Source organism: Actinoplanes sp. DH11 (assembly GCF_020873875.1).
Taxonomy (GTDB): Bacteria; Actinomycetota; Actinomycetes; order Mycobacteriales; family Micromonosporaceae; genus Actinoplanes.
On sequence record NZ_JAHWGU010000001.1, the window covers coordinates 153756 to 176765 of the forward strand.

At 71.6% G+C, this 23010-nt stretch carries 24 protein-coding genes; 12 read left to right on the top strand and 12 right to left on the bottom strand.

Annotated features, from left to right (window positions below; all coding sequences use genetic code 11):
* Nucleotides 1-40 precede the first annotated feature (40 nt).
* The 4 genes from LPA41_RS00790 to LPA41_RS00805 form a co-directional block, all read right to left on the bottom strand.
* Nucleotides 41-925 (bottom strand): hypothetical protein, encoded by an 885-nt coding sequence (locus tag LPA41_RS00790; protein WP_229067519.1) that lies wholly within the window; start codon nt 923-925, stop codon nt 41-43.
* 59 nt (nt 926-984) lie between these two features.
* Nucleotides 985-2076: a HAMP domain-containing sensor histidine kinase gene (locus LPA41_RS00795; protein WP_229067521.1), complete on the bottom strand. Its 1092-nt coding sequence runs from the start codon at nt 2074-2076 to the stop codon at nt 985-987.
* Nucleotides 2073-2732: a response regulator transcription factor gene (locus LPA41_RS00800; protein ID WP_229067522.1), complete on the bottom strand. Its 660-nt coding sequence runs from the start codon at nt 2730-2732 to the stop codon at nt 2073-2075. Before LPA41_RS00800 ends, LPA41_RS00795 begins: the two co-directional genes overlap by 4 nt.
* A 116-nt stretch (nt 2733-2848) precedes the next feature.
* A complete protein-coding gene (locus tag LPA41_RS00805) occupies nt 2849-3664 on the bottom strand; it encodes a helix-turn-helix transcriptional regulator (protein ID WP_229067524.1) in 816 nt (271 codons plus the stop codon).
* A gap of 102 nt (nt 3665-3766) precedes the next feature.
* Between LPA41_RS00805 and LPA41_RS00810 the strand changes: the two genes are divergently transcribed.
* The 4 genes from LPA41_RS00810 to LPA41_RS00825 all read left to right on the top strand — a co-directional run bounded on the left by LPA41_RS00810 (nt 3767) and on the right by LPA41_RS00825 (nt 7190).
* The gene (locus LPA41_RS00810) at nt 3767-5041 is read left to right on the top strand and encodes a serine hydrolase domain-containing protein (protein ID WP_229067526.1); all 1275 of its coding nucleotides are present in this window, start codon (nt 3767-3769) and stop codon (nt 5039-5041) included.
* Nucleotides 5042-5116: 75 nt separating this feature from the next.
* Nucleotides 5117-5617 carry an alpha/beta hydrolase gene (locus tag LPA41_RS00815; RefSeq protein WP_374238085.1) on the top strand — a complete coding sequence of 167 codons (501 nt, stop codon included), beginning with the start codon at nt 5117-5119 and terminating at the stop codon, nt 5615-5617.
* Between the two features lie 11 nt (nt 5618-5628).
* Nucleotides 5629-6333, top strand: coding sequence for an alpha/beta fold hydrolase (locus tag LPA41_RS00820; protein WP_229067528.1), 705 nt, complete (start codon nt 5629-5631; stop codon nt 6331-6333).
* A 47-nt stretch (nt 6334-6380) separates the two neighbouring features.
* Nucleotides 6381-7190, top strand: a complete 810-nt coding sequence (locus LPA41_RS00825; RefSeq protein WP_229067530.1) for an alpha/beta fold hydrolase — start codon at nt 6381-6383, stop codon at nt 7188-7190.
* Between the two features lie 47 nt (nt 7191-7237).
* Here the strand turns inward: LPA41_RS00825 and LPA41_RS00830 are convergent, their stop codons facing one another.
* Nucleotides 7238-7906: a response regulator transcription factor gene (locus tag LPA41_RS00830; protein WP_229067532.1), complete on the bottom strand. Its 669-nt coding sequence runs from the start codon at nt 7904-7906 to the stop codon at nt 7238-7240.
* Nucleotides 7903-9141 carry a histidine kinase gene (locus LPA41_RS00835; RefSeq protein WP_229067534.1) on the bottom strand — a complete coding sequence of 413 codons (1239 nt, stop codon included), beginning with the start codon at nt 9139-9141 and terminating at the stop codon, nt 7903-7905. Before LPA41_RS00835 ends, LPA41_RS00830 begins: the two co-directional genes overlap by 4 nt.
* A gap of 142 nt (nt 9142-9283) precedes the next feature.
* Here LPA41_RS00835 and LPA41_RS00840 point away from each other — a divergent pair, with 142 nt between their 5' ends.
* The 3 genes from LPA41_RS00840 to LPA41_RS00850 are packed head-to-tail and all read left to right on the top strand — an operon-like array spanning nt 9284 to nt 11951.
* Nucleotides 9284-10051 (top strand): ATP-binding cassette domain-containing protein, encoded by a 768-nt coding sequence (locus tag LPA41_RS00840; protein WP_229067536.1) that lies wholly within the window; start codon nt 9284-9286, stop codon nt 10049-10051.
* Complete coding sequence (locus LPA41_RS00845; RefSeq protein WP_229067538.1) at nt 10048-11385, top strand: hypothetical protein; 1338 nt, start codon at nt 10048-10050, stop codon at nt 11383-11385. Before LPA41_RS00840 ends, LPA41_RS00845 begins: the two co-directional genes overlap by 4 nt.
* Nucleotides 11382-11951, top strand: coding sequence for a hypothetical protein (locus tag LPA41_RS00850; protein ID WP_229067539.1), 570 nt, complete (start codon nt 11382-11384; stop codon nt 11949-11951). Before LPA41_RS00845 ends, LPA41_RS00850 begins: the two co-directional genes overlap by 4 nt.
* Nucleotides 11952-11997: 46 nt before the next feature.
* On the opposite strand, the gene LPA41_RS00855 is transcribed toward LPA41_RS00850, so the two are convergent.
* Together LPA41_RS00855 and LPA41_RS00860 are read right to left on the bottom strand one after the other, a co-directional pair.
* Nucleotides 11998-13173, bottom strand: a complete 1176-nt coding sequence (locus LPA41_RS00855) for a sigma-70 family RNA polymerase sigma factor (protein WP_229067541.1) — start codon at nt 13171-13173, stop codon at nt 11998-12000.
* Nucleotides 13174-13262: 89 nt separating this feature from the next.
* Complete coding sequence (locus tag LPA41_RS00860) at nt 13263-14642, bottom strand: hypothetical protein (protein ID WP_229067542.1); 1380 nt, start codon at nt 14640-14642, stop codon at nt 13263-13265.
* Between the two features lie 195 nt (nt 14643-14837).
* On the opposite strand from LPA41_RS00860, the gene LPA41_RS00865 reads away from it, so the two are divergent.
* Both LPA41_RS00865 and LPA41_RS00870 read left to right on the top strand, forming a co-directional pair.
* Nucleotides 14838-15572: an STAS domain-containing protein gene (locus tag LPA41_RS00865; RefSeq protein WP_229067544.1), complete on the top strand. Its 735-nt coding sequence runs from the start codon at nt 14838-14840 to the stop codon at nt 15570-15572.
* Nucleotides 15573-15670: 98 nt separating this feature from the next.
* Nucleotides 15671-16015 (top strand): STAS domain-containing protein, encoded by a 345-nt coding sequence (locus LPA41_RS00870; RefSeq protein WP_229067546.1) that lies wholly within the window; start codon nt 15671-15673, stop codon nt 16013-16015.
* A 17-nt stretch (nt 16016-16032) separates the two neighbouring features.
* Here the strand turns inward: LPA41_RS00870 and LPA41_RS00875 are convergent, their stop codons facing one another.
* On the bottom strand, nt 16033-17031 hold the full coding sequence (locus LPA41_RS00875) for a chemotaxis protein CheB (protein ID WP_229067548.1): 999 nt from the start codon (nt 17029-17031) through the stop codon (nt 16033-16035).
* Nucleotides 17032-17196: 165 nt separating this feature from the next.
* Between LPA41_RS00875 and LPA41_RS00880 the strand changes: the two genes are divergently transcribed.
* Nucleotides 17197-17676, top strand: a complete 480-nt coding sequence (locus LPA41_RS00880) for an SRPBCC family protein (protein WP_229067549.1) — start codon at nt 17197-17199, stop codon at nt 17674-17676.
* Nucleotides 17677-17734: 58 nt separating this feature from the next.
* Here LPA41_RS00880 and LPA41_RS00885 read toward each other — a convergent pair whose 3' ends face one another.
* Complete coding sequence (locus LPA41_RS00885; RefSeq protein WP_229067551.1) at nt 17735-18388, bottom strand: fasciclin domain-containing protein; 654 nt, start codon at nt 18386-18388, stop codon at nt 17735-17737.
* 173 nt (nt 18389-18561) lie between these two features.
* Here LPA41_RS00885 and LPA41_RS00890 point away from each other — a divergent pair, with 173 nt between their 5' ends.
* Nucleotides 18562-19386, top strand: a complete 825-nt coding sequence (locus tag LPA41_RS00890) for a DUF4397 domain-containing protein (protein ID WP_374238086.1) — start codon at nt 18562-18564, stop codon at nt 19384-19386.
* Nucleotides 19387-20483: 1097 nt separating this feature from the next.
* The gene (locus LPA41_RS00895; RefSeq protein WP_229067552.1) at nt 20484-20804 is read left to right on the top strand and encodes a MerR family transcriptional regulator; all 321 of its coding nucleotides are present in this window, start codon (nt 20484-20486) and stop codon (nt 20802-20804) included.
* A 935-nt stretch (nt 20805-21739) separates the two neighbouring features.
* On the opposite strand, the gene LPA41_RS00900 is transcribed toward LPA41_RS00895, so the two are convergent.
* Nucleotides 21740-21943 (bottom strand): cold-shock protein, encoded by a 204-nt coding sequence (locus LPA41_RS00900; RefSeq protein ID WP_229067553.1) that lies wholly within the window; start codon nt 21941-21943, stop codon nt 21740-21742.
* 359 nt (nt 21944-22302) lie between these two features.
* On the bottom strand, nt 22303-22965 hold the full coding sequence (locus tag LPA41_RS00905; RefSeq protein ID WP_229067554.1) for a DUF4097 family beta strand repeat-containing protein: 663 nt from the start codon (nt 22963-22965) through the stop codon (nt 22303-22305).
* Nucleotides 22966-23010: the final 45 nt, after the last annotated feature.

Sequence of the window (23010 nt, forward strand, 5' to 3'; positions counted from 1 at the left end):
ACCCGGACCGGGCCCCGGCGAGGGAGACGAGGGCGCACGGTCAGCCGGCCCCGCCGCCGCGGACGGCGACCTCGGCGTACTCGGTGCGGGCGAGGGTCGCGTACTCGCCGCGGCAGTCCACGTCGGCGAGGGACGCCTTGATCTCCTCGGCCAGTGCGGTCTTCGCCTCGGTGGCGCTGACCTGCTTGCCGCCCATGATCGGTGCGTTGATCAGGTCGAAGACGCCGTTGTCGATCCGGCCGGGCTCGGTCGAGGCGACCTGGTAGCCCTTCTCGCGCAGGCAGTCACCGTATTTCTGGGCCGCCCGCACTACGGCGGGGTCGGTGCGGTACTTCTCGTACTCGCGCTTCGCCTTCGCCTGCTGCTGCGGGTCCGGATCGCTCGACCCGAACACCTTCGCGTAGGCGTCGTCGGAGCAGCCCGGGGTCGTGCGTCCCGCCTTGGGTTCCGCCGTCAGCGCTTCGTCCCAGGCCTTCTGCCGGGCCGGGTCGAGCGCCTCACGGATCTTGTTGTTCGGGTTGTTGCCCGGTTTCATCTCCGGCTGCTTGACCATCGGGTCGTCCGGGAACACCTGGGCGCTGTAGATGCCGAAGCCGTACTTCTGCCGGTACTGCCGGAGCTCGTCGTCGGTCTTGAGCAGGCTCGCCGTGCCGGTGAACTCGGCGGACCGGGAACTCATCTCGAACGGCGGCGGTACCTCGTACTGGAAGCCCTTCTCCTTCATGCAGTCGGCGATCAGTTTTTCGGCGGTCTGCCGCTTGCTCGCCTCGTCGGAGAGTTCGCCGGTGGCCGCGGCCGTGGTCGTACCGGAGGCCGGTTCCGTTCCCGCGCCGGAGCCGGTGGTCCCGTCGGTACTGCTGCCGCAGCCGGTCAGCAGGGCCAGGCCGGTGACGGTCGCGGCAAGGGAGATCAACGTTCGTCGCATGCGGAGAACTATCCGAGAACGGGCATGACGGCAGCGTAAGCGTCGTCTTTACGCTTCCTTTACCGGTCGCCCGCCGGCCCGCCCACGGCCGGCAGGACCACCTCGATGCGGAGGCCGTCGCGCCCGGTCGAGTGCCCGCTGATCGTGCCGTCGTGCGCGTGCACGATCGACCGGGCGATGGTCAGGCCCAGCCCCACGCCGCCGCTGTGGTCGATGCGAACCCCGTTGAGCCGGCGGAACGGCTCGAACAGCCCGGCGACCGTTTCGGCCGGCACGTCGTCGCCGGTGTTCTCGACGACGAGCGCCGGGTGGTGCCCGACGGTGACGGTGATCGTGCCGCCCGGCCGGTTGTACTTGATCGCGTTCTGCAGCAGGTTCGTCACCAGCCGTTCGAGCAGCACCTGTTCGCCGATCACCGGGCGCGGTGTCAGGTGGGCGGTGATGGTGACGCCCGCCTGCGCGGCTCGGTTGCGGTGCTCGCCGACGACCGCGCCGACGATGGCGTCCAGGGCCAGTTCGCTGCGGGAGGCCAGCCCGCGGTCGCTTTCGCTGAGCACGAGCAGCGCCTCGATCAGGCGTACATTGCGCTCGTTGGTCTCCAGAAGTTGCTCGGTGAGCACCCGCAACTTCTCCGGGCCGGGTGCGCGGGCGAGCCCGACCTCGATGAGGGTGCGCTGCACGGCGAGCGGGGTACGCAACTCGTGCGAGGCGTCCGCCGCGAAGCGCCGCTGCGACTCGTAACCCACCGCCACCCGGCTGATCATGTCGTTGACCGCGTCCGCCAGCGCGGCCATCTCGCCGTGCCGGGAACCGGCACGCAGCCGGTACGCGAAGTTCTGCGGACCCAGAGCCCGGATCTGCGTCGCCAGCTCCCGGATCGGCCGGACCGCCCAGCGCAGCGCGAACAGGGCTGCCACCAGCATCGCGACCAGGACGAGGACCAGCGCCAGCCGGTACGAGTTGTCCTGCTCGACGCCGGCCCGGCACAGGAGGGCGCGCGAGACGGTACGCCCGTCGGTCACGCAGATCCGGACGAATCCCTTCTGCAACCACCCGCCCAGCCCCGCGGCGATGTCCCGGGACAGGTACGTGCCGGCCACCAGCAGCAGGCAGATCAGGGTGGCCCGGCGGAGCGGGGAGCGCAGCGTCATCGGCCGAGCCGGTATCCCACCCGGGGCACGGTGTGGATGACCGCCGGCTCGCCGAGCTTCTTCCGCAACGTCATCACGGTGACCCGGACCGTGTTGGTGAACGGGTCGGCGTGCTCGTCCCACGCCTGTTCCAGCAGGTCCTCCGCACTCACCACGGCGCCGTCCGCCCGCAGCAGCACCCGCAGCACCGCGAACTCCTTGGGTGACAGCCGCAGCGGCAACCCGTCGCGCGAGACGGTGTGCCGCGGGATGTCGAGCACGATGCCGTCCCGTTCCAGCACCGGCCGCTGCGCCTGGTTCGCCCGCCGGCCCAGCGCCTGCACCCGCGCCACCAGCTCGGCGAAGGCGAACGGCTTGGTCAGGTAGTCGTCGGCACCGAGGCCCAGCCCTTCGACCCGGTCCCGGATCCCGGCCGCCGCGGTGAGCAGCAGCACCCGGGTGTCGAGGCCGGTGTCGACGACATGCCGGCACACCTGGTCGCCGGTGGCGCCCGGCATGTCCCGGTCGAGGACCGCCACGTCGTACCGGTTGACATCCACCCGTTCCAGGGCGGCGTCACCGTCGTACACGACGTCCACGGCCATGGCGAAGTCCCGCAGACCGTCGGCGATCGTGTCCGCCAGGATCCGCTCGTCGTCCGCGATGAGTACGCGCACCTCAGCACCACCTCCGACCGGACACCGTCGCATGATCAGCATAAAAGTTCGATAAGGGCTCCCGACGTGCCAACGACAGGACCTGAGCTGCTCGGACGAGTACGGGGTGGGCCGGCTTACGACCGGTGACCGGCCCCGGCGTCCGCGGTGATCAGGTGGCGCAGATCCGCACCGCAGCGGGCCGTGAAGATGAGCATCCGCTGCCGGCGATCGTGACTGAAGACGACCTCGCAGTCGAAGTCCAGCCGACCCGCCCGGGGATGCAGCAGCGACGTGGTCTCCTGACGGCAGAGCCGTACGTCGTGGTTCTCCCAGAGCCGGCGGAACTCCGCGCTGCCCGCGCGCAACGCCGTGATCAGCTGGGTGGCCTCGGTGGGGTCGGGTTCGAGGTCGGCCGCCGCCCGGACGCTGGCGGCGAAGGTCGCGCTCTGGTCGTCGTGGATGTCGGCGGGATAGATGCCGCGCTCCTGCGGCACCAGGAACCAGCGGAAGTAGGCGCTGCGGGCCAGCCCGGTGTACTGCGTCTGGTCGCCGAACAGTTCCCGGCCCAGGCAGTTCTGCCGCAGCGTGTGACCCAGGTTCGAGATGACCAGGGCCGGGTTTCCGTCGAGCGCGTCCAGCACCCGGCACAGCCCCGGGTCGACGTCGGCCAGGGGCGGCGTCTGCTGCGGCGGATTGTGCCCGATCAGGTGGAACAGGTGGTCACGTTCGTCGACGGTCAGCTCCAGCGCCTGGGAGAGCGCCGACGCCACCTCGGGTGACGGTCGCGGCCCGCGCCGCTGTTCCAGCCGGGTGTAGTAGTCGATGGAGATGTAGGCGCGCTCGGCGACGTCCTCGCGGCGCAGGCCCTGCGTGCGGCGGGCCGTGCGGCGTGCCGGTGCGAGCGCGGCGCGCCGGTTCCGTAGGAAGTCGGCCAGGTCCTCGCGTCTCACGAGCCGATCTTAGGGGGTCTCCGCCAGGGACTGCTGATCCCTGGTCCGGCCACCTCGGCGCATGTCACCGTTCGGCGTCTTGCGGAAATGGGGAGAAGCCGAGTGGTACTGAAAGTGCACGTGCCGGCCGCCATGGTTCACGGCGATGTCGACGAGGGCTACGGCCCGGTGGCCGACGCGTTCCGGCGGAACTTCGCGCGGAAGCGGGAGATCGGCGCCGCCTGTGCGGTCTACCGCGACGGCCGGAAGGTGGTCGACCTGTGGGGCGGCTATCGCGACGGCACGACGCGCGAGCCGTGGGAACGCGACACGATGGTGCCGGTCTTCTCGACGACCAAGGGTGTGTCGTCGACGGCTGTCGCGCTGCTGCACTCCCGCGGCCTGCTCGACTACGACGAGCGGGTGGCGGCGTACTGGCCGGAGTTCGCCGCCGCCGGCAAGGCGGACGTGACAGTACGTCAGCTGCTCTCGCACCAGGCCGGCCTGTCGGTGATCGACAAGCCTCTCACGCTGGCGGACCTGACCGGGTCGCCGGCACTGGCGGCGGCGCTTGCCGAGCAGCGCCCGGCCTGGACGCCGGGTGAGCGGCACGGCTATCACGGCACGTCGCTCGGCTGGTACGAGAGCGAGCTCATCAGCCGGATCGACCCGCAGGGCCGCCACCTGGGGCGGTTCTTCGCCGACGAGGTGGCGGCGCCGCTGGCTCTCGACTTCCACGTCGGCCTGCCCGCCGGCACCGATCGCCGCCGGATCGCCCGGATACACGGTTTCCGGACCTGGGAGATGATGCTGCACGTCAACGCGATGCCGCCGGCCTTCGCCTTCGCGTTCGCGAACCCGCGCAGCCTGAGCGCCCGCACCTTCGGAAACCCGCGGGTGATCGGCGTCCCGGACAACATCAACCGGCCGGACGTGCAGGCCGCCGAGATCCCCGCCGTCAACGGCATCGGGTCGGCGCGCTCGATCGCGCGGCTCTACGGCGAGGCCGCGACCGGCGGGGCCGGGCTCGGGCTCACCGCCGCGACGCTCGACGAGCTGAAGCGTCCGGCGCAGCCGCCGTCGCGAGGACTGTTCGACCAGGTCCTGCGGCTGCCGACCCAATACTCGCTGGGGTACGTGAAGCCGTTCCCCGCGTTCCGCTTCGGCTCCGCCTCGGGCACGGCGTTCGGCACGATGGGGCTGGGCGGCTCCTTCGCCTTCGCCGACCCGGACACGGGTACGGGTTTCGCCTACGCCATGAACCGAACCGGTTTCCACCTGTGGGACGACCCCCGCGAGGTGGCGCTGCGTGACGCGCTGTTCACCGAAGTGCTCGGCGAGGCCAGGCAACGACCCGACGCGACCGGCGCCCGGGCCCGCCGGCGAGCCCCGCGATGACTCCGCAGGCCGGCCGATTCCTGACCGTCGTTCCCACCACCACATCGGAGTACCACGTGGACAAGCCCGTCCCGGATGGCCGTGGCCGGTGACTCCGTCGGCGGCAACATGGCGATCGCCCTCACCCTGACCGCCAAGCAGCGGGGCGACGTACCGCTCGCCGGGCAGGTGCTGTTCTACCCGGTCACCGACGCCGGCTTCGACACCGGCTCGTACCGGCAGTTCGCCGAGGGCTACTTCCTGCGCCGCGACGCCATGCGGTGGTTCTGGGACCAGTACACCACCGACCCGGCCCGGCGTGCCGAGATCACCGCGTCGCCGCTGCGCGCCACCACCGAGCAGCTGACCGGGCTGCCGCCGGCGCTCGTCATCGTCGCCGAGGCCGACGTCCTGCGCGACGAGGGTGAGGCGTACGCCAACCGGCTGCGCGCCGCCGGCGTGCCCGTCACCGCGGTGCGCTACCAGGGCGTCATCCACGACTTCGTGATGCTCAACGCGTTGCGCGAGACCCGGGCGGCCGAGGGCGCGATCCGCCAGGCCGCCGACTTCCTGTCCACCGTCCTGTCGACCCGCTGAAAGGCTCTGTCATGAAACCCACCATCGTCCTCGTCCACGGCGCGTTCGCCGAGTCCGCCAGCTGGACCGGCGTGATCCGGCGGCTGCACGCCGACGGTCACCGGGTCGTCGCCGTGCCGAACCCGCTGCGCAGCCTCGCCGGTGACGCCGCCGTCGTCGCCGGCGTCCTCGCCACCATCGACGGGCCGGTCGTGCTCGCCGGGCACTCCTACGGCGGGGCGGTCATGTCCAACGCCGCCGTCGGCCACGACCACGTCAAGGCCCTCGTGTTCGTCGCCGCCTTCGCGCCCGAGGCCGGCGAGAGCATCGGCGAGCTGTCCGGCAAGTTCCCCGGCGGCACCCTCGGCGAGACCCTGACCGAGGTGCCGCTGCCGGACGGGACTGTCGACCTCTACATCCGGCAGGAGCTGTTCCACCAGCAGTTCACCGCCGACGTCCCGGCCGAGCAGGCCGCCGTCGACGCGGCCGCCCAGCGCCCGCTCAACACCACGGCCCTGAACGAGGGATCCGGCGAGCCGGCGTGGAAGACCGTGCCGTCCTGGTTCGTCTACCCGGAGCTGGACCTCAACATCCCGCTCGCGGCGCACCGTTTCATGGCAGAGCGCGCCGGGGCTCGTACCACTGTGGAACTGCCCGGCGCCTCGCACGCGATCCCGGCCTCGCAGCCCGGCGCCGTGGCCGAGGTCATCCTCCAGGCGGCCGCCTCGGTCGGCTGACGCCTGCCGGTCCGCCCTCTGTCACCGACATTCGATTGGAGCAACCGATGCGCATCCGCATCCCCAGGATGGTGGCCCTCGCCGCCGCAGTCGTGCTGGCGGGCGTCACGTCCGTGTCCGGCACATCCGCCGCGACAGCCGGTACGCCGGCTCCGGCCAAGCCGACGATCGTGCTGGTCCACGGCGCGTTCGCCGACGCGGCCAGCTGGAGCGGGGTGATCGAGCGGCTCCAGCGGCGCGGTTACCCGGTGGTCGCCGCCGCCAACCCGTTGCGCGGGCTGGCGTCCGACGCCGAGCACGTCCGGACCGTCCTCGACTCGGTGCGGGGGCCGATCGTGCTCGCCGGTCACTCGTACGGTGGCGCGGTGATGACCAACGCCGCCACCGGTGACCCGGACGTCAAGGCGCTCGTCTACATCGCGGCCTTCGCTCCCGACCGGGGGGAGAACGCCCTCGCGCTGTCGAACAAGTTCCCGGGCAGCACTCTCGGTGCGACGCTCGCGCCGGTGGGGCTCGGCGACGGCACCGCTGACCTCTACATCCGGCAGGACCTGTTCCGGCAGCAGTTCGCCGCCGACGTGTCCCCGCGGCAGGCGGCACTGATGGCCGTGACGCAGCGGCCCATCCGGGACGCGGCGCTCAGCGAGGCGTCCGGGAAGCCGGCGTGGGCCGGCATCCCGTCCTGGTTCCTGGTCGCCGGCGCCGACCGCAACATCCCGGTCGAGGCCCAGCGCTGGATGGCCGGCCGGGCCGGCTCGCGCAAGACCGTGGAGATCCGCAAGGCGTCGCACGCCGTCGGTGTCTCGCACCCGGGCCCGGTGGCGGACCTGATCGTCCGCGCCGCCACCGCGCGATGACCTGAGTGCACGCACGCTCCCCGGTGCCGCTCGACCAGCCCGGTCGATCAGCCCGGGGAGCAGACGTCGTTGCGCCACGCCCAGGCGGCGATCTCGACACGGTTGCGGGCGGCGAGTTTGCGCTGCACGTTGGCCAGGTGCGTCTTGACCGTCGACAGTGTCACGTAGAGCCGCCCGGCGATCTCGTCGTTGGTGTGCCCGTGCGCGACGAGCCGAACCACCGCGAGCTCGCGTTCGGTGAGCGGCTCGGTGGGCGGCGCCTCCGGGACCTCCGCGGCGGCGTCGCGGCGCGGTGCGAGATGAGCGAGCAGGCGTACGGTCACGGCCGGCGAGATGAGGGTGGTGCCGGCGGCGGCCGCGCGTACCGCCTCCACCAGCAGGTTCGGTGACGTGTCCTTGAGCAGGAAACCGCAGGCGCCGTTGCGCAGCGCGCGGTACACGTACTCGTCGAGGTCGAAGGTCGTCACGATGAGGACGTTGAGCGGGTCCCGGACGGCCGGGCCGGCCAGCAACCGGGTCGCCTCCAGGCCGTCGAGCCTCGGCATCCGGATGTCGAGCAGGCACACGTCGGGGCGCAGCCGGCGGGCCTGCTCCACGGCCGTCTCACCGTCCGCCGCCTCGGCCACCACCTCCATGTCCGGCTGCGTGCCGAGGATCATGCGGAAGGCCGTACGAATCATGTCCTGGTCGTCGGCCAGCAGAAGCCGGATGGTCATCGGAATCCCTTCACGGCTGCCCGGAATCCGAGCCGGCGCACGCCCGGGGCCTGTTCGGTGATCGGCAGGACCGCGGTGACCTGCCAGCCCGGCCCGGCCGGTCCGGCCGTCAGCTCTCCGCCCGCGGCCCGGACCCGCTCGCTGAGCCCGGTCAGACCGAAGCCACCGGCCGGCACCGGCGACACGGCAGCCGTCGCGTCGTTGCGCACCGACACCTCCGCGAAGCCGGGCCGATCGGAACGGATGCGGACGCGGATGTCGATCCGCGGCGTCCCGGTGGTGTGGCGCAGCACGTTCGTCAGCGCCTCCAGGACGGTGTGGTGTGCGGCGTCGAGGGTCGCGCCGGGCAGCGGCCGGTGGGCCAGCGACTCGTCGACGGAGATGACCGGCGCGGGGTACCCGGGCGGCAGGGTGTTGGTGACCGCGGCGAGCATCTCGGCCAGGTCGTCGTGGACGGGCGCGGCCGCCGGTGTCTCGTCACGCAGGATGCCGACGAGCCGGCGCATCGACGTGAGTGCCTGACCGCCGGCCCGCTCCACATCGGCCAGCAGGGCGTCCAGGTCCTCGGGCGAGGGCGCGGCACCCGAACTCGTGACGAACCTGATGGCCCGCGTCTGCGCGACGATCGCTGTCACGTGATGGGCGACGTAGTCGTGCAGGTCGCGGGCGTGGTCCAGGCGCTCCGCCTGCCGGGCCATCCGGTCGGCGTCGGCCCGGCGGCTCTCCAGCAGGCGCAGGTAGAGGCCGAGCAGCGCGACGAACAGCACCCAGGCGGTCAGCACGATCGCCAGCAGGGCACCGTCCTGCGACATCGTCCGCACGTTCACCGGGTGCAGGAAGACCCGTACCGGAAGAATCCCGATCGCCAGCATCGCCAGGGCCGCCGGCGCCGCCGCCCGCCGCACCGGATGCTGCATGACCAGGCGGATCACCGCCACCGACAGCGCGGCGAACTCCACGATGCCGAACGTGTGCTCCGGCCGCAGCGACGGCACGAGCCCGCAGGCCGCGGAGACCGTGACGGACACCGCCGCGGCCGCCGCGACCGCGGGCGGGCGGGCCTCGGCGAGCAGCACCACGGCTACCGCGAGCAGCCCGCTGACGACCATGCCGAGCGTGGCGGGCAGCGTGGGGCCGTCCAGACCTTCGACGACGACGAGGACCGCGGCCACGACGGCGAACAGGCCCACCAGCACCCGCTGCGGTCCCCGGAGCCCCGGGAAGATGATCAGCACAGGACGTGACGGTACGACACCCGTACCCGGTCGCCCTCGTTCTTTCGGCCGAGCCACCGGGATGCCGCTCGGTTACCCGGCTGAGGTGGGACCCGGCCCCGGCGCCGCACGATCGAACCGCACCCGAGGAGCGGAGACGATCGTGGCGACGACAGTGCAGGCCGTGGGCCTGCGAGTGAGAACGGGCCGGTACGTGGCCGTGGACGGGGTCGACCTGAGTCTGGGCGCCGGCGTCCACGGACTGCTCGGCCCCAACGGCGCCGGCAAGACCACCCTGATCCGGGCGCTGGCCACCGTGCTGCGCCCGCACGACGGGGAGTTGCGGTTGCTGGGGCAGCCGATGGACGGGCGGCCCGACCTGCGTGCGGTCCGGCGCGGCCTGGGCTACCTGCCCCAGGAGTTCGGCTACCACCCGCGGTTCACGGTGACCGAGTTCGTCGAGTACATGGCGTGGCTCAAGGAGGTTCCGGGTGCCGGGCGCGGCCGTGCCGTGCGGCGCGCGATCGAGCGGGTGGGCCTGGCCGGCCGGGCGGACTCGCGGATGAAGGCGCTCTCCGGTGGCATGCTGCGGCGCGCCGGCATCGCGCAGGCCATCGTCAACGAGCCGGATCTGCTGCTGCTCGACGAGCCGACCGTGGGCCTCGACCCACAGCAGCGGCTCGACTTCCGGCAGCTGCTGCGTGAACTCGGCGCAAACTCCTGCGTCGTCGTGTCGACCCACCTGGTCGAGGACGTGGCTGCCGCCTGCACGAGTGTCGTGCTCGTCGACGCCGGCCGGGTCGTGCTGCACGGCACGCCGGACGACATCGCGACGGCCGGCGGTCCGGACGACGCCGGGGACAGCCCGATCGAGCGCGGCTACTCGGCCCTGATCAAGCGGCACCGGGCGGACCTGGCGGTGGCCCGATGATCGGCATCCTGGGGATCGAGCTGCGCCGCTCCACCGCCGTCCTCGCCGGTGCCGTGACGGCCGTGCTCGGCGTGGCAGGTCTCTACGTGCTCGCGCTCACCGGGCAGACCGAGTTGTGGGACCGGCAGTGGAACCTGCTCGCCGCCTTCCAGCGCGTCCTGCTGGTGATCCTCTGGCCGCTGGCCCTGGCGGCGGGTGCCTGGCAGGCCGGCCGGGACCGGCGCGACGGGATCGAGGAGTTGCTCGGCACCACCCCGGCTCCCGGCCGGCGGCGGAGGCGGCCGGCGGCCGTGGCCACCGCGCTCTGCCTGACCGCCGGCTACCTGCTCACCCTGGCCGCCGGGGCGCCGAAGGTCGCGGCCGTCGCCGGTCACCCGGGCAGCGGCTGGCCGGCGGTGACGCTCGTCGGCGTGCTCGCGCTTGTCGCCGCGGGATGCCTCGGCCTGGGCATCGGCAGGTTGCTGCCGTACGCGTACACCCCGGCCGTGCTCGGCGCGGGCAGTCTCGCCGCGCTGCTCGCGGCGATCGAGGTCACCAAGATCGGGGAGGTCGCGAAACCCGGGCCGGCCCTGCTGCTGCCGTTCTTCACCAGCACCCTCTCCGAGTTCCAGGCGGTCGCCGGCCCGGTCAGCGCCGGCCAGGCCTGGTGGCTCGGCGGGCTGGCCGCCGGTGGCCTGGTACTTCATCTCGCGACGAACCGGCTGGTCCGGCTGCTCGCCGTCGTCCCGCCCGCGCTCGGCCTGGTGCTCGCCGCCCCGATGCTCTCCGTCACCAGGGCGGAGGCCTTCCCCGTCGACCCGGCCGCGGTCGCCGAGGTCTGCACCACCGACGGCGGGCCACGGGTCTGCGTGACCGCGGCGCACAGCCGGCGACTGCCCGCCCTCGTCGCACCGGCCCGGGACGCGGTGCGGCTGCTCGCGAAGCTGCCGGACCCGCCGGTCTCGGTGCACGAGGCGGTGCCGGATCTCGGCCGCCCGCAACCGGCGTCCGCGGCGTGGCTGGACAGCGACAACCTCGGGCAGGCGGGGGATGCCGCCGACCTGACCGCCCGGATCCTGGCCGGCGCGGGCACACCCCTCTGCACCGGCGCCGGCGACAGCGCGTACCCGGACGTGTTGCGTGCCCGGGCCGTGGCGGCCGCCTGGCTGTACGGCAGCCACCCGGTGCCCGGGCAGACCTTCGCCGCCGACGAACTGGCCCGCCGCGACGCGATGTGGAAGACGTTCACCGCGCTGCCCGCCGCCGAGCAGCAACGCCGGGTCGCCGCGGTACGCGCGGCCGGCCTGACCTGCGGTGATCAAGCGGCCGCCCTGGGCATCGGAGCCGCCCGGTGACCACCTTCGCCCTGTTCCTGCGCTCCCGCGAGGTGCCCGGCGGGGTGCTGTGCGCGGTCGCGGCGATGGCCGCCGTCGCCTGGCTCGGCAGCGGCGAGGCCCAGCCGCGGCACGCCGTGACGGCCGCCGCGCTCGCCGTGGCGCTGGGTGTCGCCGTCCTCGGTCACGGCCTCGGCGGGCCGGACAGCACCCTGGACGCGACCGCGGCGATCCGCTGGACGCCCCGCCGGGCGCTGCACCTGGCCGCCATCGCGGTGCTCGCCGCGGCCGTGGTGACGGCCGTGGCGACCGCACCGGCCGGCGTCGTCCTGCGGGACGCGGCCGGCTTCACCGGGCTCGCCGCCCTGGCCGCGACGCTGTTCGGCCGCCGGCTCGCGTGGAGTCTGCCGGTCGTGACGGGATGCGTGTCCGCCGGGATCCCGGCCGTGCCGGAACCGTTCGCGCTGTACCTGCTCACCTGGGCGGGCCAGCCGCCGGAAAGCGTCGCGGCCGGCACGACCGCAGCGATCCTGGCGGTCACCGGTACCGCCACCTACGTGATCCGCGGACCGCGCCGGATCAGCTGACCGGTGCCTGTCATCCGCGGCCGTGCCGGGTCAGCCGACCGGCGGGTCAGCCGGTCGGCGGATCGGTGTGCTCCGGTGGCGCAAGCATCGGCGTGAGTCCCGCGACCGTGGCGATCTGCCGGACGACGGGAGTCAGGCCGGTGGCGGTCACCGTGACGCCGCGGGCCTGTGCTGCCTCGTACACCGTCAGCAGGACCCGGATGCCCGCCGCGTCCAGCAGCGGCACCCCGGCCAGTTGCAGGGTGACCCGCCGTCCGGCGGGTTGCCGGCAGACGAGGTCCAGCAGCGCGGTACGCAGCCGGTCGGCATTGTCGCGGTCCACCTCACCGCGGACCCGGATCTCCACCTGCCCGGCCGGCCCGGACACCGCCGTGACCTGGAACGACTCGTCCTCGTCGCCGGAACCGGGCCAGCGCGGCACCCGATCTGTGAGCAGGCCCGCGCGCAGCCAGGTCAGCACCCGCGACAGGATCCGGGAGATCTGCATCTGCGAGACGCCGATCTGCGCGGCGATGTCGGCCTGGGTGCGGCCGCCGTAATAGACGGCGACCACCACCTGCCGTTCCCGGGCGGGCAGGCGCGCGATCAGTTCGGTGACCGTGAGCCGGTCGGCGACCTTCTCCACCTCGGCGTCCACGTCACCGAACAGGTCACCGAACCGGCCGCCGCCGTCGCTGATCGGCATGTCGAGGGAGACCGAGCGGTAACCGGCCGACGCCGTCCGCGCCCGGTCGAGTTCACCGACGGTGATGCCGGCTCGCTGGGCCGTCTCGGTGTCGGTGGGTCGCCGGCCGAGTTCCCGCGTCAGTTCCGCCTCGTGGCGGGTGGTGGCCATCGCCAGTTCCTGCATCGAGCGGGACACGTGCACCGCCCAGCTCCGGTCACGCAGGTGCCGTTTCAGCTCCCCGACGATGGTGTACATCGCATAGGCGGTGAAGGATCCCCGCTCCGGTGCGTAACGGTCGACGACTTTGACCAGGCCCATGCGGGCCACCTGCTCCAGGTCGGCCAGCGGCTCCGCGCCACCCCGGTACCGGCGAGCGAGACGATCGGCCATCGGTATCGCCGCGCTGATCATCTGGTCGCGGAGCAGGCGTGCCCGTACGCCGTCGGCGTCCTCTCTCGCGTGCGCGTAGCGTTCGGCGATCTCGTCGAGATCCTCCAGCCGGGTGTCCGTGGTCCGCGTGCCTCCGGGAGGCGTGACCCGTCGATCGAACGACATGCCATCTCCCCTGTGTTGACCCTTTCCGGCCGAGTCCCCACATCGGACTCGTCCAAACCGCGCCGGACGATCGGTCCGGCCGGCCGGCCTCAGGCCACCATCAAGCCGGGTACGGAGCCGTGCTCGGCCAGGTGCCGCACCGCTTCACCGATCGGGATCGGCTCCGGTCGCCGGCGCGTCACCGCGGCGCGCCGGACGAAGTCGGTCGCGTGCCCGGCGGCCGTCGGCAGCGTCGGGTACCGCCTGGCGAGGAGGTCGCTCACGGTGCCGCCGCGGCGGGCGAAGGCGGCGACCGACCGCCATTGTGCCAGCGTGGCGATCCTGTCGTGTGCTGTTCCGGGTGGTTCCGGCAGCACACTGATCCGGTCGTAGGGCCGGCTGCCGGCGAGCCACAGTTCCGCGGCGTCGGCGACCGGGCGCGACGACGACTCACCCCAGTACGGCACCATGCCGGCGTCGAGCATCTCCCAGGGGTCGGTCATCCGGCCGGTGCTCACCACGGCGTGCGACGCACCGTGCTGCGGTGGCCACCACGTCCGGTACAGATCGGCGACGGCGGCACTGAACGACCGCGGATCGGTGTAAAGCACCCGGTGACCGGCCGAGCCGCTCGCCGCGGCGAGCTTCCGGAGCTGGGATTCGACAGCCGGCTCGCCGCTGGTCTCGGCGTAGTTCCTGGATGTGCCGGCCCAGGGGCCCGACCAGTCCTCGGCGCCGACCCGGCGCAGCAGCCGCCGGAAAGCCTCGTTCTCGCCGCGGTAGTCGGCCTCGCCCCAGCCACTGGTCGGCGACCCGATCTGGAAGCTGTATCCCGGCGGTCCGTCGAGCACGGGCCAGGTGCGCAGGTCACGGACGAGGACACAGGCGCCACCGGGCGCGATGCGGGAGCGCAGGAACGTGCGGTACGCCTCTGGCAGCGTCTGCCAGCGGACCTGCAGGGACACCGACGTACCGCAGAGCGCGCCACGCAGCACCGGATCGTGCACCTGCCGCACGGTGACTCCGGGGTTGCGGGCGATGATCTGCTCCGCCAGCCGGGCGCCCCACGACATGGCGAGCCGCCAGTCCCCGGGAGATCCGCCCGGCCACGGCGTGGTGATGGTGAACGACGACGGCAGCCAGGCAGCGCCGCAGGCCACGGCGAGGTGCACGGCCGCGCCGTGCGGCGAGCCGAGGACCACCGCCGGGTACGAGACGGACCGATGGCGGCCGACGATCCACCGGGCGACCGCCTCGGCATCGACGTGCTCGACGCAGGCGACCGGCAGGGCCTCCTCGTCCGTCTCCGCGGCGAGGGCGACCCGGCGCAGCTCGCCGGGGAGCCCGCCGTGCCGGCCCAGCACCGGCACCCGTGAGAGGACGCCGCCCCGCCGCTGCTCGGGCGGCACCGCCATGGCGAGCAGGGCACGGCCGACGCTGTCGGCGCACACCACCCGCCCGGCCCGGAGGGCCGCCTGTGCCGGATCCACATCAGGTCCTTTCGCGGCTCGAAGGGTCGAGCGCGGCTACCCGTGCCGGCCCGGCCCAAACGGGCGGTGTCGTCGGGTTGTCTCCGGACCGGCGGCAGCGACCTGGCGCCGCACGCGGCCGGCGCGGCCGCTTTTGGCACGTCAAGAGCTGTCGAGCAGGTCGCCTGCCGGGCTGTTGCGAGCGACAATGGCGGGATGCCTGCCGTCCAGTGCGACATCGAGCCGGTGGGAACGCGTCTGCTGGTGCACGTCCGGGGGGAGCTGTCGCTGGCGTCCGCTCCCACCGTGCGGACAGCGTTGCTCAAGTGCTTGGTGGAGCAGCCCGACGCGGTCGTCCTCGACCTCGCCGAGACGGTGATCGTCGAGCCCGCCGCGGCGTCGGTGTTCCTGGCCGCCGCGCGGCAGGCCTCGTTGTGGCCGGGCATCCCGATGCTGCTGGCGGCGCCGAATCCGGCGCTGGCAGAGCTTTTCACCCATGGGTACGGGCGGTTGACGGTGCACGCGTCGGTGCGGGAGGCGCTGCACGCGGAGACCCGGCAGCGGACGCTCTGCATCAAGGACATCCTGCTGCCCGTCTCCGGGGCGGCCCGGCACGCCCGCGAGCTGGTCGCCGAGGGTTGCCTGCGATGGGGATTGCCGCACCTGGTGGACCCGGCCGCTGTGGTGGCGGGTGAGCTGGTCACCAATGCGGTCGTGCACGCCGGGACGATGATCGATCTCCGGATCAACCTGGGCCGACGCTATCTCATCGTCGCGGTCCGCGACGGCAGCGACGTCCTGCCGGTGCCACCGTCGCCGGCCTCGGTCGATCAGGCCGGTTGGCGTGGCCTGGCGCTGGTGACGAGGGTGGCCTACCGCTGGGGCACGCTGCCGGCCTACGGCGGGAAGGTCGTCTGGGCGACGCTGGCCCGGCGGGGACTTCCCAGCTGAACCGCTCATCTCCCGAGCGCATCGACGTTTGCTCATGCGGAGAGCGGTTACCTTCGGACGTAGTTGCACTGCAGCAACGAAATCCGCCGGGAGGATCCATGTTGACGCCCTTCTCCGTGACGAAGCGCGATGACGGGGCGGGTGTGTCCCGGCTGGTGGTCGCGGGCGAACTCGACGAGGACTCTGGCGACGGCCTGATCGCCTTGATGATGAACGCCGCCGAGCAGGCCGACGTGTCGGAAATCGTCGTCGACCTGCGAAAAGTCACGTTCGTGTCCGCGGCCGGGATCCGGGCCCTGCTGCTCGGGCGCGACGCCGCCACCGGTGTGGGCCGCGGGTTCCGGGTGGTCAACGCGACCGGGATCGTGTACCAGGTGCTCCGGATCAGTGGGGTCAACAGGACGCTGGGAGTCACCGCGGAATCGGACGTCACCGTTCCCTGACGGCCGCCGCGCCGGCGTCAGGCCGGTCGTTGGTCGGCCACCTTCGCACCGTCGAGGATGTTGGTGCGGATCAGGTCGGCATCGCGGCGGACCCGGTCGGCCCGGTCCCGGTACTCCTTGCAGGCCCGCTGATCACCGGCGCGCTCGGCGTCCTCGGCCAGGCCCAGCAGCATCGTGACGTTCTCCTGCATGGCGCTGACCGCCGTCCACAACGCCTCCTCGATGCCGTTCTCGCTGGCGGCGACGAACGACTGCGGTGAGAAGGAATGGCCGACGTGGCACGCGTAGTGAACGGCCTGCCCGGTACGGATCTCGTACATGCCACCACTGCACTCGGGGCAGCCCAGCGCGACCGGCTGTCCCGGAGTTCTGCCGTTCGGCCGGCGGCCCGCGATGAGGTCCGTCTCCCAGACCAGCGCGTCCTGTGGTGCTTCGTCGTCGTCAACCGGCTGGCCCACCATGTCTCCGATCAGTCTCGCGAGTTCGGCGGCCGGTGCCGTGACCGCCGACGGCACCGCGGTCAGCGCTGCCGACGGCATGCCCGGGAACCGGGCCTCCTGCGGATCCTGAACCAGTGCTGCCCCGCCGCGCTCCGCGATGGAGGCCAGCCCGGCCGCCCCGTCGTCCAGGCTTCCGGACAGCACGACGCCGATCACCCGGGGACCGCTCCACCGGGCGGCGGAGCGGAACAGTGCATCCACGGCGGGACGTACCCGATTCTCCCTCGGGCCCGAGGTGAGCCGCAGCGTGTCGTCGGCATCGAGAAGTAGATGACGGTCCGGCACCGCGACGTACACGTGACCGGGCCGAGCCCGTACGCCGTCGCTCGCGTCGACGATCGGCAGAGCACAGTCCCTGCTCATCGTCTGCGCGAGAGTGCTGCCCGCCTCGGGTGGCAGGTGAGTGACCACCAGAACGGCCGCCGGCAGGTCCGCCGGTAGCCGGGCCAGCAGCTTCCGCAGTGCCGCGTGCGCACCGGCCGAGCCACCGATCACGATCAGGTCCCGCCGCGCCATGTGCCTCCGTCCGTCGGTCCCGGCAGTCCGCCGGTTCCGACAGCGTCTTCCCGAACACGCCCGTTTCATGCCACGCACGTGGCAGAACCCCGCCGCCGCGGCCCGCCCGGTAGGCCTATGTTTGCTGGCAGGAACGTCATTTCCGTACCGGCCCCGGGAGTCCGCATGGCACGTTTCACCGTCACCCAAGATGTTCGTGCACCCGCCTCCGTCGCCTGGGCCGTTCTGGTGGACTGGCCCCGGCACGGTGACTGGGTGCCGCTGACCACGGTGCGGACCCTGAGCCCTCGGCCGGACGGGGTCGGTGCGCGCTTCGTGGCCCGCACCGGCGCCGGCCCGCTGGGTTTCGACGACCCGATGACGGTGGTCGGCTGGGAGGTGCCGGAGGGCGACGAACCCGGTGCCCGGCCCGGTCGCTGTGAAGTGGTCAAATCCGGTCGTGTGGTGCACGGCCGGGCCCTGTTCACCGTGGCACCGCTGGCAGGCGGGGGCGCCCGGGTGACGTGGCACGAGGACGTGACGCTGTCGCCGCGCCGGATCACGCGCCATGCCGAACCCGTGGTGGCGGCCGCCGGCCGGCTCGCCTTCGCGGCCACCATGCGAGCGTTCGCCCGCGACGCCGAACGCGCGGCCACGATTCGATGAAACGGGCGTGGGGCGCGGACCATGACGGTCCGCGCCCCACGACGCAAGTTCAGGCAGGTCAGGGCAGGTCGATCGGGCGCAGGACCCGGTCGACGCCGTGCGCGATCTGCTTGTTGCCCTTGTTGATGTCGAAGCGGTTCACCCGCGGGTTCCGGTCGCTGCGGTCGGCGTCGACGAGCGCGATCCGCTTGCGCCAGTGGCCGTACACATCAACCTTGATCTTGGATCCGGCGGCGGTGGTCAGCTGAGCGCCGTCGGCCTTGAGCGCTGCCTTGCGGTTGATCGTGCTGCCCGGGACGACGTGGTAGAGCAGGACCGACTCGACGGTGTCGATGCCGAGCCCGGCGACCGCGGTGAACGCCTGCTTCTCGCCGGGCAGCCGCTTGGTGCCCTGGATGTCGGCGACCAGCTTGCGGAACGCCAGGTCGTTCGGGATGAACGCGGTCACCGCGGTCTTGCCGTCGGCGAGCACGCCGACCGCACTGGCCGGCTTCGCCGTCAGGACGGCCTGCACCGCGGCGGTCAGGATGTCGTAGTCATGGCCCTTGCGGTCGAAACCGCTCTTGTCCGCGGTCAGCACCGCGGCCAGCGACCTGGTGCCCAGCGGCTTGGTCTTGCCGTGCGCGGCGGCCGGCGCGGCGGAGAGGGCGGAGGCGACGATGGCGGCGGTCGCCACGGCGGCGGCGCGCTTACCGGCTCGGGTGATCCTCATCTACGTGCGTCCTTTCCGAGTACGGGCGGTGGCTGCGTCGCCACCAACCCGTACTTCGCTGCGGTCCCGCCGGTTGGATGCACCGAAATCTTTTTCTTCCGCTGCATCCAACTGCCGTCGCCGTGACGAAGGACAGGGCGTACCGAATCACGACGATGAGCTCAGGAGATCCGATGCGCAATCAGCCCCTCCGCCGCGCGGTAACAGTCGGTGCGGCGGCCATGCTCACCCTCGGCTCCGTCGGCGCGCTCTCCACCTCGCCGGCGTACGCCAAGGCCAACTCGAAGGTGTCGGTCGTGCACGGCATCCCGGGCCAGCCGGTCGACGTCTACGTCAACGGCGAGAAGACGGTCCCGGACTTCCAGCCCGGCAAGGTCGCCGGCCCGCTGAGCCTGCCGGCCGGGGAGTACGACATCGCCCTGACCAAGCCCGGTGACGCCATCGGCGACGCGCTGCTGACCGTCGACAACGCCGAAGTGCCGGGCGACGTGAACATCAGCCTCGTCGCGCACCTCAGTGCGGACGGGAAGCCGACGCTGACGCCGTTCGTCAACGACACCGCCAAGCTGGCGGCGGGCAAGACGCGGCTGATCGTGCGGCACACCGCCGCGGCGCCGGCCGTCGACGTGCGGGCCGGTGGCGAGCCCGTCTTCGAGGGCGTGACGAACGGCAAGGAGGGCAAGGCCGACCTGGACGCCGGCACCGTCTCCGCCGACGTGGTGCTGGCCGGCACCGACACCCGGGTGCTCGGCCCGGCCGAGCTCGACCTCGCCGAAGGTGCCGCGACAATCGTGTACGCGGTCGGTTCCGCCGACGAGGAGACGCTCGACATCGTCTCGCAGTCCATCACCGGGCTGCACTCCGCGCCGGGCGGCGTGCCCAGCGGCAGCGGCGGCCGCGCCGACGGCAACACCTCGCTCCCCCTGTACGGGGTCGGCGCGCTCGGCATCCTGCTGGCCCTGTTCGGCCTCACCCGGGTGGCGGCCGGACGTCGCTGACGACGCGTTTCCACGCTTTTCGAGGCACGTCCCGGAGCAGTCCGGGGCGTGCCTCCGTCGCGGTGCCTCCCCTGGGCTCCGCTGCGGTGCCTGCTCTGAGCTCCGCTGCGGTCGGCTTGGTCGCGGGCTTGGTCGCGGGCTTGGTCGCGGTCGGCTTGGTCGCGGTCGGCTTGGTCGCGGTCGGCTTGGTCGCGGTCGGCTTGGTCGCGGTCGGCTTGGTCGCGGTCCCTGGACAAGAAGCCGTGCTCGGCTGCGGCCGCGCGGCGGTGTTGATCTGCCAGCGCTACGAAATCGCTGTGATCAAGGGGTTGAAACCGCGATTTCGCATCGCTAGCAGATCAACACCTCGGCAGGGACGGCGCGTCGGGCGCCTCCTGGCTGGAAGTAGCGCCCCCGGGACCGATGCGGGCCGTATGGTGTTTTTGCTGGTCAGGGTAAGCGACGTCGGGAGGGTCCGGGGACCCTCCGAGACACGCCGAGAAATTCTGGTGCCAGTGGACTAGATTTGTTTGCTGACCCGAGGTAGTGTTTCTCTCGTTGACAGCAAAGATCGTTGGAAGACGCTGACGATGTCGACCGAGCGTCAAGCAGGGCCCGAGAAGTGCTTCGTGGCTCGCTCGGTGACACCGGTGATCGGATCGGATCACCGTGGCAAGGGAAGTGGCAAGACAAGACCTTGACGTAATTCCAGGTCAGGGCAGATCAGGCGAGGCTGATGCAGGTTCAGGGCCGCGCCTGGCAAGAAGTCCGTCGCACGTGTGCGGGGCCATGAAGTCGCGTGGGGCTTCGACACCGGCGGATCGCACCACAGATGTCGGTAACAGAGATGTCGGCAACAGAGGAAAGGGAGGGCTCAACACCGTTGGATCGCCCGCCACCAGGCAGTTTTTGAGCTTTGGGGCGGACACCGCAGTCTCCATCGAACGAGAGGTGGTCTTCGGTCACGCTTACGCGATCCTCGCACCGGCAACCGTCAAGCGCGGTAGGTGCGGAAACGACAACCCGACGAACCTGTCGGTAGATGGTGTTTTGACCCGCAAACCCCGGGCCCCGGCGTACTTACGCCGGGGCCCTCGTCCATGGAGAGATACGGATATATGGCCCAATCCGACGACATGTTCGGTGACGAGGACTACCCTGCCTACACGATGGGCCGTGCCGCTGAAATAGTCGGCGCCTCGCAGGACTTCCTGCGCCGGCTTGACGAGGCGAAGCTGTTCACGCCGTACCGATCAGCCGGCGGACACCGCCGGTACTCCCGATATCAGCTGCGGCTCGCCGCGCGGGCCCGGGAGATGGTTGACGAAGGAACCGCACTGGAAGCCGCCTGCCGGATCATCATCCTCGAGGACCAGCTCGAGGAAGCTCTCCGGCAGAACGAAAACTACAAGCGTCAGCACGACAGCGGCGCTGCCTGACCGACCACCCTTCTCATCGGGCGTTTGTTCCGCCACCAAGGCCGTGATCCGCAAGCATGCGGTCGCGGCCTTCCTGTTTCACCGCAAGCCGCAAGCCGCAAGCCGCAAGCCGCAAGCCGGGAGCCGCGAGCCGGGCTGTGAGCGACGAACGACAAGCGCGGGCTGTGAGCCGCGAGCGACCGAGCCGAGAGGGAGAGCCGGGAGCTGGGGCCTGGAGCGCTGCGCCGAAAGCGGGACCCGGAGCGGGGAGCTGGGAGTGCGTGCGCCTGGGAGCCGCGATCGCAAGTTTGGGGCGCCTGGGTCACGTCCGCTGAGGGTGGCGTATGAGAGTTGACCATCGCTGATCCGTTTCACAGCCGGCCGAGCGTGGCTGTCAGTCATGGTCGTTGGAGGGCGCTTTTGGCAGCCGTCGGTGACAGCCGGCCGTGTCTGGCTGTCAGTCATGGTCGTTGGAGGGCGCTTTTGGCAGCCGTCGGTGACAGCCGGCCGTGTCTGGCTGTCAGTCATGGTCGTTGGAGGGCGGTTCCAGCAACCGCCAGTGACAGCCAACCCTGCTGGGGTCGCATCCGAGAGCGAAAACCGGGGGCCGGGGGTGTGTGTGCCCGCGACCCAAAGCCGAGCCGAGAGCCGGGAGTGCGTGTGCCCGGGAGCGGAAGCCGAGAGCCGGGAGTGCGTGCGCCCGGGAGCTGCGAGCGCGCGGACCGGGAAGGCAGGCCGCGTAGACCGGGAAGGCAAGCAGCGCGGGCCGCGGGAAGGCAAAGCCGCGCGGGCCGGGTCTGTGGGCTGAGAGCGCGAGCCGGCAGGCGCGGGTCTGGAGCGTGGCCGGCGGGCCGGGTCAGCCGTCCTGGCGAGAATCCGGGAGCGGGGTCGCCGGCAGCGGACACAAAACGGCGGCCCGCTGAATCAGTCGGGCCGCCGTCGTGTGGCTATTTAGCTCAGAGCGAGCGGATGTTCTCCGCCTGCAGGCCCTTCTGGCCCTGGGTGATCTCGAACTCCACCCGCTGGTTCTCCTCGAGGCTGCGGAAACCGCTGGCCGAAATCGCGGAGAAGTGGGCGAACACGTCGGCGCCGCCGTCGTCAGGGGTGATGAAGCCGAAGCCCTTGTCGCCGTTGAACCACTTCACGGTACCTGTAGCCATGTCTGCTCCTTAGCAGGCTTTCCGAGACCGCACTGTGCGGACTCATGCGCCGCTGTGTTGATTACCCGCGCCGGAAGCGACACGACAAACGAAAAAGCGCCTGTATGGGTTTCAGATAACCCCATCAGGCGCCGAAAACGTCTACTGGAAATCAATACTGCAACGAGGCCAACCGTAGCACAGAAATCGGGCCCCGCAGCCTGCTCGGCGAATCGGCCGCCCGATCGGGGGTGTTCCGCGGGGTCGGCGAGCCCGGCGGGGCGGTGCCTGTCTGATGGGCGGGACCTGCGGAAAGGCCCGGGCCGCGACGACGCGGTCCGGGCCTGTTCCAGCGGTACGAAAATTCGGTACGAAATTTCTCAGCGGCCGCGGGCCGCGATGTCGCCGTGTGCGGTCGTGGCGTGGATGTCGAGTTCGGCGGTGCCGTCGTTCTTCAGGGAGTTGGTGACCCGGCCGTGCGAGGTGCCGGCGTCCAGGGTGGCCGAGACGCCCGGGGCCGCGTCGACGGCGATGTTGCCGGCCTGGGTGCGCAGGACGACCTTGCCGCGTACCGCCTCCGCGATGGTGATGTCGCCTTTCGCGGTGGTGACCTCGCCGGGACCGGTGAGCCGGCCGATGGTGACGTCACCGGCCTCGGTGGTGACTCGGACGCTGCCGGCCTCGTCCAGCTTGATTGAGCCGTGCGCGCCCTCGTAGGTGACGTCGCCGAGCTGCCCGGCGCCCCGGAACTCGGCGCTCGCCGCTTTCGCCGTGACGCGGGAGCCGGCCGGCAGCTGAACCGTCACCTCGACGAAGCCGGAGCTGCCGAAGAGCTGGTTCTTCGCGGCGGCCTCGATCCGCAGGACGCCGTCGGCGTACTCGATCCGGGTCTCCTCGGCGGCCTTCACGTCCCGGTCCTTCGCGGGGTTGGCCGGCCGGACTTCGACGGTGGTGTCGGAGCGGTCGGCGGCGATGAGGTCGATGCGGCCGGCAGGGATGTCGAGGACGGCGGCGATCGGGGCGGTGGTGTCGAACGTCTGCATCGTTCTCTCCTGTGCTCGTTGTTTCCGACAAGAGAAACGCTACGT

Excerpts from the sequence above, each read along its gene's own strand:
- LPA41_RS00865 (WP_229067544.1), top strand. The coding sequence starts at position 14,838 with ATGCCTGCCGTCCAGTGCGACATCGAGCCGGTGGGAACGCGTCTGCTG.
- LPA41_RS00900 (WP_229067553.1), bottom strand. The coding sequence starts at position 21,943 with ATGGCTACAGGTACCGTGAAGTGGTTCAACGGCGACAAGGGCTTCGGC.
- LPA41_RS00880 (WP_229067549.1), top strand. The coding sequence starts at position 17,197 with ATGGCACGTTTCACCGTCACCCAAGATGTTCGTGCACCCGCCTCCGTC.
- LPA41_RS00790 (WP_229067519.1), bottom strand. The coding sequence starts at position 925 with ATGCGACGAACGTTGATCTCCCTTGCCGCGACCGTCACCGGCCTGGCC.
- LPA41_RS00795 (WP_229067521.1), bottom strand. The coding sequence starts at position 2,076 with ATGACGCTGCGCTCCCCGCTCCGCCGGGCCACCCTGATCTGCCTGCTG.
- LPA41_RS00870 (WP_229067546.1), top strand. The coding sequence starts at position 15,671 with ATGTTGACGCCCTTCTCCGTGACGAAGCGCGATGACGGGGCGGGTGTG.
- LPA41_RS00875 (WP_229067548.1), bottom strand. The coding sequence starts at position 17,031 with ATGGCGCGGCGGGACCTGATCGTGATCGGTGGCTCGGCCGGTGCGCAC.
- LPA41_RS00890 (WP_374238086.1), top strand. The coding sequence starts at position 18,562 with ATGCGCAATCAGCCCCTCCGCCGCGCGGTAACAGTCGGTGCGGCGGCC.
- LPA41_RS00815 (WP_374238085.1), top strand. The coding sequence starts at position 5,117 with ATGGCCGTGGCCGGTGACTCCGTCGGCGGCAACATGGCGATCGCCCTC.
- LPA41_RS00830 (WP_229067532.1), bottom strand. The coding sequence starts at position 7,906 with ATGACCATCCGGCTTCTGCTGGCCGACGACCAGGACATGATTCGTACG.
- LPA41_RS00825 (WP_229067530.1), top strand. The coding sequence starts at position 6,381 with ATGCGCATCCGCATCCCCAGGATGGTGGCCCTCGCCGCCGCAGTCGTG.
- LPA41_RS00885 (WP_229067551.1), bottom strand. The coding sequence starts at position 18,388 with ATGAGGATCACCCGAGCCGGTAAGCGCGCCGCCGCCGTGGCGACCGCC.
- LPA41_RS00820 (WP_229067528.1), top strand. The coding sequence starts at position 5,629 with ATGAAACCCACCATCGTCCTCGTCCACGGCGCGTTCGCCGAGTCCGCC.
- LPA41_RS00895 (WP_229067552.1), top strand. The coding sequence starts at position 20,484 with ATGGCCCAATCCGACGACATGTTCGGTGACGAGGACTACCCTGCCTAC.
- LPA41_RS00855 (WP_229067541.1), bottom strand. The coding sequence starts at position 13,173 with ATGTCGTTCGATCGACGGGTCACGCCTCCCGGAGGCACGCGGACCACG.
- LPA41_RS00845 (WP_229067538.1), top strand. The coding sequence starts at position 10,048 with ATGATCGGCATCCTGGGGATCGAGCTGCGCCGCTCCACCGCCGTCCTC.
- LPA41_RS00905 (WP_229067554.1), bottom strand. The coding sequence starts at position 22,965 with ATGCAGACGTTCGACACCACCGCCCCGATCGCCGCCGTCCTCGACATC.